Source organism: bacterium, assembly GCA_022616075.1.
Lineage (GTDB): Bacteria > Acidobacteriota > HRBIN11 > JAKEFK01 > JAKEFK01 > JAKEFK01.
Window position 1 is genome coordinate 1 of record JAKEFK010000260.1, and the last position, 12,810, is coordinate 12,810.

7 protein-coding genes are annotated in these 12,810 nt (G+C 50.2%); 6 read left to right on the top strand and 1 reads right to left on the bottom strand.

Annotated elements, in window-relative coordinates; translation table 11 throughout:
• Nucleotides 1-129: 129 nt before the first annotated feature.
• Entirely contained in the window at nucleotides 130-2,430 is a 2,301-nt protein-coding gene (locus L0156_21560; GenBank protein MCI0605581.1) for a protein kinase, read from the bottom strand.
• A gap of 181 nt (nucleotides 2,431-2,611) precedes the next feature.
• On the opposite strand from L0156_21560, the gene L0156_21565 reads away from it, so the two are divergent.
• From L0156_21565 to L0156_21590, 6 genes are all read left to right on the top strand, one after another.
• Nucleotides 2,612-3,829 (top strand): serine/threonine protein kinase, encoded by a 1,218-nt coding sequence (locus tag L0156_21565; GenBank protein ID MCI0605582.1) that lies wholly within the window; start codon nucleotides 2,612-2,614, stop codon nucleotides 3,827-3,829.
• Nucleotides 3,830-4,028: 199 nt separating this feature from the next.
• Nucleotides 4,029-5,726 (top strand): hypothetical protein, encoded by a 1,698-nt coding sequence (locus tag L0156_21570; GenBank protein MCI0605583.1) that lies wholly within the window; start codon nucleotides 4,029-4,031, stop codon nucleotides 5,724-5,726.
• The gene (locus L0156_21575) at nucleotides 5,726-7,378 is read left to right on the top strand and encodes an SWIM zinc finger domain-containing protein (GenBank protein ID MCI0605584.1); all 1,653 of its coding nucleotides are present in this window, start codon (nucleotides 5,726-5,728) and stop codon (nucleotides 7,376-7,378) included. Before L0156_21570 ends, L0156_21575 begins: the two co-directional genes overlap by 1 nt.
• A gap of 255 nt (nucleotides 7,379-7,633) precedes the next feature.
• On the top strand, nucleotides 7,634-9,790 hold the full coding sequence (locus L0156_21580; protein ID MCI0605585.1) for a WGR domain-containing protein: 2,157 nt from the start codon (nucleotides 7,634-7,636) through the stop codon (nucleotides 9,788-9,790).
• Between the two features lie 137 nt (nucleotides 9,791-9,927).
• Entirely contained in the window at nucleotides 9,928-11,325 is a 1,398-nt protein-coding gene (locus L0156_21585) for an FAD-dependent oxidoreductase (protein MCI0605586.1), read from the top strand.
• A 104-nt stretch (nucleotides 11,326-11,429) separates the two neighbouring features.
• A partial coding sequence (locus tag L0156_21590; GenBank protein MCI0605587.1) for a cation:proton antiporter occupies nucleotides 11,430-12,810 on the top strand: 1,381 nt, incomplete at its 3' end.

Genomic DNA, 12,810 nt, shown 5'->3' on the forward strand with positions numbered 1-12,810 from the left:
ACTTCTGCGGTTCGGAGTTCCTTTGTTCGATATTCTGCGGTTTAATATCCTTTTGCGAAAATCCTTCTAAAAAAACAAGAAGTTCAACGTCAGTAGTACTTAAGAGCCACTCCACTCGAATTAATTCAGCTATGGTAGAGCCATGTGCTCCACAAGTTTTTTGAAACGCGGATTGGAACGGAGTGGATCCAGCCGGGGATTGACCTTGATGCTCGTCATCGCGTCCTCTCTTTCCTCAAATGCGCGTTCCATCCAGTCGAGTGCCTCTTCGTCCCTTCGGAGTCCGACATACACAACAGCGACAGCGTAATAAGAAACGTATGGCAGGCGATTGGAATCTTTTAATTCTTCAATCATCTTTTCTGCCTCTTGTATTCGTCCTGCCATGGCATATGTATATCCGACGGACGAAAGAATCCATGAAGTCAATTCAGACTCAATGGATCTTTTTTCGATTTCCACGACGGCTTCCTCGAACATGGACTTTTGCACATAAGCCATGGCGATGTCCGTCGAGGCCCGGAAGAAGGTAGGATCAAGCAACAAAGTGTATCTGAATTGTTCGATCGCTTTGTCGTATTGACGGGCGTAGTAATAGATGTATCCCATGCTCCAGTTGATCACTGGAGAGAATGGATCGAGATCTCTGGCTTTCTTAATCTCCTCCACTGCCTTTTCAAATTTGCCAAAGAGGACGAGAGCAACTGCATACCAGTGATGAGCAGTTGCATATCCAGGATTCAATTTCAGAGAGATCTCGAATTCTTTTACTGATTCGTCCCAGTTCCAATCGTAGCGGAAGAGGAACTCGGCGAGCGAACAGTGAGCTTCGGCAAGTCCGGAATCCAATTCCAGCGCCTTTATTGCATATTGTTTCGCATGTGGATAAGCATCTCTTGGACGGATAAACCCGTAGCTTCCCAGGATCCAGTAGGTGTCCGCCAATCCTGAATACGCAAGCGCGAAACTCGAGTCTTCTAAGATTGCCTGTTCAAAAAAATCCTTCGCTTTTCGGAGTCCCTCATCGGTCCTCTTGTTCCAGAAGTATCTTCCTTTTAAATACAGATCGTAGGCTTGTTTGTTTGCCGTCATTTTGCGGCTCAGCCGTTTCTGCTCCGATTGGGTAAGATGAATGCGGAGCTTATCGGAGATTTTTTTTGCAATTTCCTCTTCGACGCCGCAAACCTCACAAATTTCAGCGCTGTAACGTTTTCCCCAGAGCTGCGCTCCGTCCATAACGTCAATGAGCTCCGCCTGGATGTCAAGCGCATCTCCTCGCTTGACAATTCTTCCACTCAATACAGCTCGCACGTTCAGTTCTCTCCCGGCACGTAACGGATCCACATTGCCTCCGGCATAACGCAGGACAGTGCCGTAAGCCATGACCCGAAGTTTTGGAGTCTGGGACAGTGTGTTGATGATTGTTTCAGCAACACCGCCCAGATATTCCATTTCCGGATTTGAGCCCTCGGTTAAGAAGGGAAGTACAGCCACAGAATCGACCTTCTTTTTTCTGCGTGGTCGCTTGCTTTTAGCGGTTTCAAACTGGGGAATGCTGGAAACTACACTGGAGCCATGCGACAGCATTTTGAGCGCCACATACAAATCTCGCGCGGAGTGGAAACGATCCACGGGATTTTTTTGCAAACAGAAGAGAACGATACGCCGGAGTTCAACAGGCACAGGACCGGTGTCAGTTATCAGGCTCGCAGGTGGATCATCATTCAAAATTGCAGCGAAGGTTTCTGCAGCCGTGTTCCTCAGGAAGGGAGCTTTCCCGGTCAGCATTTCGCAGAAGAGGTTGCCGAATGAAAAGAGGTCAGTGGTGGCATCGACTTCCATTCCTTTCACCTGTTCCGGAGACATATAGCCGACCGTACCCAGAAGCATTCCAGGCTTTGTTTGTCCCGGCTGGGTTTTTAATTGAGAAACTGCTCCAGCAACTGGTTCGACCCGAAGTTGGGCAAGGCCGAAATCCAGAATCTTTACACGGTCTTCAGCTATCAGGAAAACATTTTCAGGTTTGAGGTCCCGGTGAATGATCCCTTTGGAATGAGCGGCAACCAGGCCGTAAGCGATTTCAGTTGCAATCTCCAGCGCCTTTTCCGAATCAAGCGGCGACCGATCCAATCGTGCTCGCAACGTTTCTCCATCCAGCAATTCCATGACCGCGAAGATGCAATCCTGGTCTCTCCCGACGTCAAAAATGGAGAGAATATTGGGATGGGAAAGCGCAGCTAAAGCGCGAGTTTCTTTTTGAAAGCGATCCACGAATTGACCGTCGGCTGCAAGATGTTCGGGCAAAACCTTCAAAGCAACATCTCTTGCAAGCCGTGTATCAAAAGCGCGATACACGTCGCCCATACCGCCTCCGCCGATAAACGACGAGATTTGATAGGGACCGAGCAATGTTCCTTTTGGTAGACGCATCTTCCTGAACCTATTTGAGTACTCCTTGAAATTAAGTCAGCATGGCTGAAAATTCAAACTCCGAGAACTCCATCCGACGCAATCCGTAATATATTGGAACATGAAGAGGATGGGAATGGCCCAAAAGGAAAGAGAGAAATCACATAGTTCTAGAGATCAATTTGGAACAGGGTGGATGGTTATGCCAATCGCCATCGTTTCACTCGTGCTGTATTCGAAAAGCCAGAACATGACTATTCTTTTGTTTGGAGCTCTCGTGATTCTGCTCTCTCTTGGGCTCCCACAGCTTATAGATTTTTTGAAGTCTGCGGCTTTAAAAGGAATGGATCAGGAAAAACTGGAGTCGGCCAATTGGAAGAAATCGATGGACCGGATCGAGAATCTGGAAGCTCTGATGTGCCGGCTGGACGCTGAGCTCAATTCGCAGATGGAACAGGCGCTCTCTTCAGGAAAAATCACAACTTCGGAAAGCATCGGTCAGAGTCAGATGCCTACTGTCTTTCTGAATATATCATCGGCATTGGAGAAGCGATTTCAAATCCTGAAAGAGCTGGGTCGTGGAGGAATGGGAATTGTTTTTCAGGCCTATGACAAACAACTAAAAGAGCAGGTGGCGATCAAAGTTCTTTCGCCGCTATTGGGGACCAACACCGATGCACTGGAACGTCTAAAACGGGAAGTATCCGCAGCGCGGCGAATCACGCATCCGAACGTTATCAGGATCCATGATATCTCCGACTCTGAAGGACTCCATTTTGTTTCGATGGAATTTTTTTCAGGCAGCACTTTGAAAGAGCTTCTCAAACAGAACGGCGCATATTCGATGGCTCAGGGAGCTCAAATTGCATTTCAGATTTGCGATGGTCTTGAAAGTGCACACCGGCAGGGAGTGATTCACAGAGATTTGAAATCACAAAACATCATCATCAATAATGCAGGGCAGTTGAAGATTATTGATTTCGGTCTGGCTTCGTGTGCTCATCAAGAAGGAATGACTGCAACAGGATTGATTCTTGGCACACCCGAATACATGGCGCCGGAGCAGGTTTCCGGCAAGAGAGCGGATGAACGCGCCGACATTTATTCATTCGGAATTATTTTGTATGAGATATTTACTGGAAAGCTTCCCTTTACCGGAGATTCAGCAATTGCGATCGGCTTCCAGCAGTTACGAGAAGAGCCTTTGCGACCTTCAGAAGTGAAGCCGGGAATATCAGCCGATCTTGAAGCGGTTATTCTAAAGGCTCTACGAAAAGATCCGGCAGACCGCTATACATCTGTAGGCGAAATGCGCGCAGAATTGCAAAAGGTGTTTGGCCATGCGATTCCCACTCCCTCTTCAACCATAAGTGAGCAGCCTGAACAGGCCTCCGATGCGATAACCCTGGATCAGAATTAGATGCTGGTAAATTTTGTATTGCGACAAAGAATTTTCAAACGAAGTGGTGCATGCTAGCCCGGCGGCGGCGTAAAGCTTGCACCTGTAATCCTACTCCTTCCTTTTGAGTTGAATTCCTTGTTTCCTCTTGACAATCTACTTAGGTGCGGATATCGTCGATCCAAAGTAGGACTTTTAGTTTCACAGGGGGACTTCGGGAATGCCAGAGGGAACTGGTGGTTCGACTTTACTGGTGGATGAGTATTATCAATCAGGCGATTCGCGCTTTCTCGGTGAGCTTTTCGCATCCCGTTCGGAACGTAAACTAAAATCATTTGCGGAGACCTGGTACGCGGATCAACGGGACTTTGCTCGCGAAACCCTGCTCTCCTATATCGATGATGGATGCGATCGTTGGAATCATCGCGCCCTCGTAAAATCGCTGTTCAAGCAGGCCGAAGCTGCGAGCGATGATGAGGCGATGGCCCACTTCCTCGTAGCCTTCGACAGGTTGGTGAAGCATGACATCATTCAGAAGTGGGAATACAACTGGCAAACCAGAGAGCGCACTTCGCGTTACATCACAGTTCCCGATCCTACCGTTCCGTCCAGAGCGGCAAAGTCGGGCAATCAATACACATCCGACAGATTTTCACGCCGCACGCGCATCTATCTTTGCCGTCGCGTCTTTCGCTATTTCCGCAAGATTGCATTCAAAGATCCGGAACGTTACGGCCGCGTGATCCGCCAGACTCTGAGTTTATATAAGGATGAGCATCTGGAAAAACCACAGCAGCTCATCGACTCCTGGTCCCTGATGCACGTGCTCTACTGGGGAGCTCCCGTGATTCAACGAAAAGCGCACGGCGTTCGACTTGCCGCAGGCGCACGATTGGGCGATCTGAAGCCTTTTCCTTTTTTCCCGGCCGCCTGGCAGAATGCCTTTCACGAAATTCTGCATCTGGTGCTTCACGCGCAATCCAGAACCGTGCGTGTCTGGGCATCCACATTGCTGAAGCGCGATTATGACCAGCAGATCCGCGGCATCGAAGTGCAGAAGATTCGCACGATGCTTTCCAGCATCCATGAAGAAGCGCAGGAGCTGGGCGCAGAAATGTTGAAGCATGCGGAAGGACTTCCGAATGTAACGGTGTCCGAATGGCTTGAATTGTTAAACAACAATAATCTTTCGATTCTGCCGGTGATTTGCGAATTGATGATGGAGCATGTGCATCCGGAACGCGTGACTCTCGAACAGTGCGTCGATCTCGCGCAGGCGCGGGTCGCTGCCGTTGCGGAGCTCGGTTTGAACTGGGCCCGTTCGAAGCCGGTCCGTGATGAAGATACGCTTCGCGCTCTATTGCGTCTTTGCAACGCCAGTGTCGCAACTGTTCGTTCTGCTGCAGTGGAATGGATCAAAAGTGTTTTGCGCCAATCCACTTTTTTGAAATCGGAGCTTGTGCTGGATCTGGCCGATTCCGCCTACGCCGAAACGAGAGCTGCGGGATTGAGTTTGATGGCCGAGTTCTATCCGGAAGATACCTCGCTTTGGGCGGCGCTTGCAGAATCGCCCTATCCTGATGTTCGATCGTGGCTCGTCCTCCATCTAAAAATGTTGCAGAAGGTGCTTCATCTGGAAACGGTCCAGGGAGTTTGGACATCGTCGCTTCTCGCGATTCACAGCGGAAGCAAAGCGAAGCGTGTTGTCATACGCCAGATCACAGAGCGAATCATCCAAAATGCTGACAGCGCGGATTCGCTGTTACCGTTGCTCGGAGTCATGCTGCGTAGCGTTCGTCCGCCGGAGCGTAGAAATGCGCTTGCAGCGCTGGCCAGATGCGCGTTTGAATCTCCAGGACTGCAAAGCGCGATTGAGCGTCGATTGCCGGAGCTGAAGTTGTTTGCGGAGGTCTCCTGATGCTGATGGCCCTCCGCTATTTCGGTAGAAGCGAGATGCGCTCTTCCGGCAAAGAATCTGTGCTGAGCTTTTCGCCGAATCTTGCGCGCCCGCCCCTTTCCTTCGATGGCGAGCTTTTGTATCCGGTGCGATTCCGCGAAGCGATTAGCTCATTGCACGATGTGGTCGTCAGCGATCAACGCTTCCACAAGAAAGATAAAACTGCGTATCTGCAGTGGAAAGCAGAAGAGAAGCAACAGGAACAGGAACTCTTCCGCATTGTGCAGGACCGGGAAAAGAAGCTGGAGCTTGAAAAAATTTCGAAGGAACCTGTTCCCGCAGGGCTTGAAAATGAGTTCCACAAAATGCACGACGTTTACTGGACCGCGAGACGAAAATGGGCGAACGAAATGGCGCGCCACGATCCCGAGTTGTTCCGCGCACTTGTGCCCTGCGATCCTGTGGTGACTGTTGCATCGGATGTCGTCTACTTCGAAGCGTTTTCCAAAGATGAATCGAGTTATGGCTGTCTGTTTGTAGACCGCAACGCGATCGGTGGAAACGGACGCACGGAAACCGGAACCACGAATGTGGATTATTCGCTCGCTTTGTACGATCACTTTCAAAAGTTGCGCACATACAGACAAACAAGGCTGCTGGTTGATCCCGCCGGCTTTGAAGTGAAGTTGGAAGCAAGCGCGGATTATCGCGAAGAGAAGATTGATTTGCCTCCTTCCTGGCTTCGCGGGTTTGGCCAGATTCAATCCGCAATGACTCTCCCGATGCGGCGCGTTACACTCCCGGTCGAATCTGTGTATTCCATTCTTGCGTATCTGAAACGCCATCGTGAAAAAACCGGACCGCGATCCATCCGCTTCAAGCTCACTCCCGGCGTACCTCCTGTATTAACTCTCGATCCGTGGGGTGTGACGATTCAACCGCACGGCCATATATATGAGGGGCCGCGCGAGGAACAGGTCAAAGTCTGGGGGCGCAGGCGTTTGATGGTGCTGGCCCGTTTGCTTCCGCTTGCGGAGAAAATTGAAGTCGGTTTGCTCGGTTCCGGTTTGCCGAGTTTCTGGATCGTCTACATGGGCGAGATGCGATTCCTACTCGCTCTTTCCGGATGGACCAGGAACGATTGGACTTCGAGCGCTGCGCTGGAGTTGATGACGGCGACATACAAACCGGATGCTCAAGTGGTGAATTCTGCCGGCAGGCATCTTTTGAATTCGGAGACAGCAACGTTCGCCGATCTCCATCGCGTCACCGGCACATCGGATACGACCTTGCTGGGCTCCATGAATTTGCTGGCGCGCCAGGGACAGGTCATTTATGACATTACGAAGCAAGTATACAGATACCGTCAGGTCATGCCGGTTGCTCTTTCAGAAGCGGTGATTGGTCCGGAGCATCCGGAGCTTGCGCAGGGCAAGTGGATGCATGCCCAGAAAATGGTGCGCATTCAAAGGGAGGAGGCGTTATCGGCCGGACGAAGAGCGCTTGTTGCAAAAGTGGAGAAGGTTACGTGTGAAGGCATTCTTGATTCGGATGGCGCATACTCGCGCGCAAAGTGTTCTTGCAGTTATTTTTTCAAAAACCGATTGCGTGGTGGTCCTTGCAGGCATTTGCTTGCGCTGCAGCTCACCGTGCATCAAAAGGATTTTGCATGAAATGGTCCAGCTTTGCGGGGAGGTCCCGTTTCTCCAAGCCCGATATACTGCGGCGTTCCGCCGCGGTGGAGATTCGTCTACCATCCTTACCCGCGACCGATATTCTTGTTGGCGGGACACCTGCTATCGTCCCCCCACCAGAACAACCCGGAGCGTTTCCAGCTACGATAGCAAGTGCCCGCCTCGGTGATCGGCCACGGTCCTGAAGCTCGAAGTTGGAAACGGGATCTCCTCAAAAAGCTGGAGTAAATAAGCGTGAGCTTCTGGGATAAACTTCGTAATTTTCTTTCCGGTTCCGGAAAAATAGAAGGAACATTGATTGAACGCGCTGTCGGGTCTGCGTTTGTTCGGCGCGCAAACCGGCGCGAAACGTTTACGGACCGGGAAATCGCAGAAGAAGTTTTGACGGTTCCCTCTCCACAAAACCTTCTAGCAGTTTCCAGCTTGCTGGAACGAATGTTTGATGCAGACAACCTGAAGACTCTTCGATATGTTCGCGAACAGCACTTCATCATGGGTTCTCGCTGGCTCTTTTATGCGGCCGAAACATCAGCCGCAACCGCGCGCACTTACACGCCTCCACCACCGAGAACTCCTCCTCCGTTTTCGCAAGCGCCTCAAATCAAGGATGTTGAAATGCCGAATCCGTATGAAGCGACAGAGATTCTTGGGCTTTCCGCGGATGAGATGCGCAAACGCGCGTTGAAGATCAATCCGTTTCGAACTCCATGGATTGGACGTGTCGACACGATTCCGCCTCAGTCGGATGAGCGGACGGCTTTGATCGATCGCGGTTTGATTTTGCGTGGATTCCTTACAGAAGAGCAGATCCGGGAAATCCATCGCGTTGGTGATTCGTGGCTGCGTCATCATGACGCGCTAAGACTTGCCGGCGCCGCCGCTGCAAAAACGGCACAACAAGCTGTGGAAGCGGAACGCGAACGGAAGACGCAGATACGGGCGGAGAAAAAGCGAGAATCGCAAGAACGGAAGATTCGCAGAGCCGCGGAAATCGCGAGGCGTAAAGCGGAAGACATCGTGTATCTTGGTCCGGGTGTGTCGGGACTGCTTTCCGACCGGCGTTCGCTCATCGAATCCTTGCAGGAGCGCCGGCTTCCCGTTTTGTCTTCACCGGCTGACGTTGCGAAAGCACTGGGATTGCCGGTTCCGAAACTGCGATGGCTGTCGTTCCATTCGGAGGCGTCGGAATCTTCTCATTACGTTTATTTTCAAATTCCGAAACGATCCGGTGGAATGAGACTTTTGTCCGCGCCACATGAACAACTGGCGCGCGCGCAAAACTGGATTCTGGAGAACATCCTGGAGCATCTCATTGTTGAAGAGCCGGCGCACGGTTTTATCCGTGGACGTTCGACAGTCACAAATGCGGAACCACATGTGGGTCGCGACATTCTGATCAATCTGGATCTCACTGACTTTTTCCCAACGATCACATTCCGGCGAGTGCGAGGCGTATTCAGCAAAATCGGTTACTCTCCCGCAGTGTCCACAGTGCTCGCGTTACTTTGCACGGAATCGCCGCGACGTCCCGTGGAATATGAAGGGAAAAAGTACTGGGTGGCAACGGGCGATCGAAGCTTGCCGCAGGGAGCCTGCACATCTCCTGCGTTGTCGAATCAAGTGGCGCGCAAGCTGGACCGCAGGTTGCTCGGAATGAGCAACAAAATGGGATGGGCTTACACTCGCTACGCGGATGACATGACATTTTCCGCTCCGAAAGGAAAACGGGGAGAGGTTCCGTTGTTGCTCTCGCGCATCCGTCACATCGTGACGGAAGAAGGCTTTGCGCTTAATCCGAAGAAGGGTCGGGTGCAGCGATTTGCGGGGCGCCAGTCGGTTACGGGAGTTGTTGTCAACGACAAACCTGGGGTGCCGAGAGACCTCGTCAGGCGAATCCGCGCTATTCTGCATGGAGCAAGGCGTACCGGCCTCGACGCTCAGAATCGCGAAGAGATTCCCTATTTCAAAGCCTGGCTGCGTGGAATGATCGCATACATTACAATGGTTGATCGTCGAAAAGGATCCGCGTTGGTGCAGCAACTGAATGCAATCACGGATGGAGCCGCGGAGTTTCCAGCGGATTATCGCCGGAAACGATATGAATCGATTCCCTTTCTCACATCCGCTCCGCCACAAGTTAAAGTGGATGAGACAGCTGTCGCATTTACTCCTTCTGTTCAGGGTTACTTCGAATTCATCAGTGGGCTATCGCGAAAGTTTTGGAAGGTGCAGGTAGAAAAACAAAACATGACGGTCCACTTTGGACGAATCGGCACGAAAGGCCAGATCCAAACGAAAACATTTTCCAGCAACGAAACAGCAGAGCTGGAAGCCCGCAAGCTGATCCGCGAGAAGCTGAGAAAAGGCTACGTGGAAAAGAATCAGCCTTAGTGCTATTAAGAGTTTTACTTTCGAAGTATCTCAGGTCACTCAGCCCGATTTTTTTCAACCCGTGTCCCAAGTAAGTTTTCCTTCATTGTGCTGCATACTGAAGATAAAATGAAAGGCTTGATATAATTCGATCACATATGGCCTGCGTGCTTATTTTAGGCGGTGGACCGGCCGGACTGGCTGCGGCTCACCGGTTAGCGCTTCTGGGTATTCGCTGCATCGTGTTGGAAAAGGAGAAAACGATCGGCGGCCTGAGTCGCACGATAGAACACAACGCTTTTCGCTTCGATCTGGGCCCTCATAAGTGGTATACAAGCAATCCTGAACTTGATCTCTGGTTCAAAACGCTTATGAATGATGAATTGGTCGAAGTAAACCGGAGAAGCGGTATCTATTTTGAAGGCAAAATGTTTGACTATCCGGTCCGTGCCGGGTCTGTTTTGCGGAATGCTGATGTTCTCACGATTTTCCACGTCATGGGCAGTTACTTTGCTGCTCGTTTCAAAAGATTGTGGAAACCAGCCGCGCCCAAAAACATGGAAGATGCCTATACTCGACAGTTTGGAAAAAAACTTTATGAAATGTTTTTCAAGGCTTATTCAGAAAAAATATGGGGTGATTCTTGCAGGACCATTTCTTCTGACTGGGTCGATCAGCGTACATTCGGGCTTTCTGTGGTTGAGATTATTCGAAAAGCTTTGCTCAAGTCGAGTCAGTCCCGCAGAGGTCTTGTTGAGCCGATGCGCTTTTTTTATCCTCGACATGGATATGGAAGAATCTGTCAGCGAATGGCTGAAGAAGTTTGTAAGAAAGGTGGAAGCGTCCTCGTGAATCATGCCGTTTCCGATGTCGTATGTGAAGAAAATGGCATCGCACATATTGATTGTATGGATGAGCACGGCGACAGGAAATCGATTGATTGCGATGCTGTGATTTCAACGATTCCTTTAACTCTTCTGACCCGCATTTTAAAACCGGCTTCACCCGAATCCGTGAAGACGGCGGCGACAAGATTGAAGTTCCGCAGTCTGATAACAATTAACATCATGATAAACCGCGAGCAGGTCCTGAAAGAAAACTGGGTTTATCTAAATGATAGCCGTGTACCGTTTGCTAGAGTCAGCGAACCGAAGAATTTCAGCAGGGAATTGGCGCCACCTGGAAAAACTTTACTTGTCGTCGAACTCTTCTGTAGCAAGGACGATCAATCCTGGAACCAACAGGATGCTTCTTTGAGTGATCTTGCCGTCCATCATCTTTCAAAGATGAAATGGATTGAAGAGAGAGAAGTTCTCGGAACGTTTTTGTGCCGCCTGCCGAACGCATACCCGGTATACGATTTGGACTATAAAAAAAACCTGAAAATCGTTCAGGATTATGTAGCATCCATTCCGAATCTTTTTATAGCCGGACGTGGCGGGACCTTCCACTACCATACATCGGATGTATCGCTTGAAATGGGATTCTCCTGCGCTGAGAATCTGCTAACGCGATTGCCATCGTTTGAGCTAGATGGAAGCATGAGGACGGTCTAACGCGGCGTCAATTGACGTAAATTCCTGCGTAGATTTTTTTTCTGATCAAGATGATCTCCTTTTCAAGTACTTACTACAGGTACAATCTTCAAGGATGCATAAGAATGTCTAAACATCTGACTCTCTATGTTGCAATCCTTTTGTTGTTCGGATCCGCGACCTATCTGGTTTTACGAAGCGGTTCCAAACTCCAACACGACAAAATCTCTCCGCCGGCCACAGAGGTCGTGCAAGAATCCTTTCCTGGCATTCTCAAAGAAACTTTTTCGCGAAACTTCAGTGAACCAATCAGCAAACTGCTTCTCCAATTAATCGTCATCATCATTCTTGCCAGGGTGATAGGAAATCTTTTTCAAAGAATCGGTCAGCCTGCTGTCATTGGTGAGATGGTCGCCGGAATTCTACTGGGTCCCTCTTTGCTTGGCGTGGCCATCCCTTCCGTGGAATCTTTTCTTTTTCCGCAAGATTCGATGGGAGCTCTGCGCCTCTTCAGCCAGGTGGGGGTCATTCTTTTTATGTTTTTGGTGGGTACAGAGCTCGATGTCGGGCGCATTCGCGAAAAAGTGCATACCGCTGTTCTGGTGAGTCATGCGAGCATTGTGATTCCCTTTTTTCTCGGAACTGCGCTTTCCTGGTGGCTCTATTCATCTTTGGTTCCGGATAACATATCGTTTCTAGCGTTCGCGTTGTTTATGGGAATCGCGATGAGCATTACCGCGTTTCCCGTGCTTGCGCGGATCATCCAGGAACGAGGACTCACAGGAACTTACCTCGGATCGCTGGCAATTGCGTGCGCAGCCGTTGATGATGCAACGGCGTGGTGTTTTCTTGCGTTTGTCATTGCGATCGTAAGAGCTTCCGGAATTGCAGGTTCGGTTTATACGATCGCCCTGACGCTGATTTTTGTTTTTGTGATGCTCTTTTTGATCAGACCGTGGCTCGGTCGTTTTTTGTTTTTTGACAGGGAGCAAAGGAGATTGGGAAAAGGCGTTCTTACCAGAATTCTGATATTTGCCCTGGCTGCAGCGCTTATTACAGAGCTCATCGGAATCCATGCACTTTTCGGCGCGTTTCTTGCGGGAGTCGCGATCCCTTCACTGCGAAATCTACAGTCATTTTTGAAGGAACGATTAGAAACACTGACTTCCGCTTTTTTGTTGCCGCTATTTTTTGCGTTTTCCGGACTGCGCACGCGGCTTGATTTGTTGAGTGACTGGCAAAGCTGGCTCATTACCGCGGGAATCATTGGTGTGGCCGTTGCTGGAAAATTAGGGGGCAGTTCGCTGGCAGCGCGTTGGATCGGCATGAGCTGGCGCGATTCGCTTTCACTCGGCGTGCTGATGAACGCAAGAGGCTTGATCGAACTGGTCGTGCTGAATATCGGCTATGACATGGGCATACTGTCTCACAAGGTGTTTTCCATGATGGTGCTCATGGCCCTGATTACAACCTTTATGACCGGACCGCTTCTTTCACTCTTCGCAG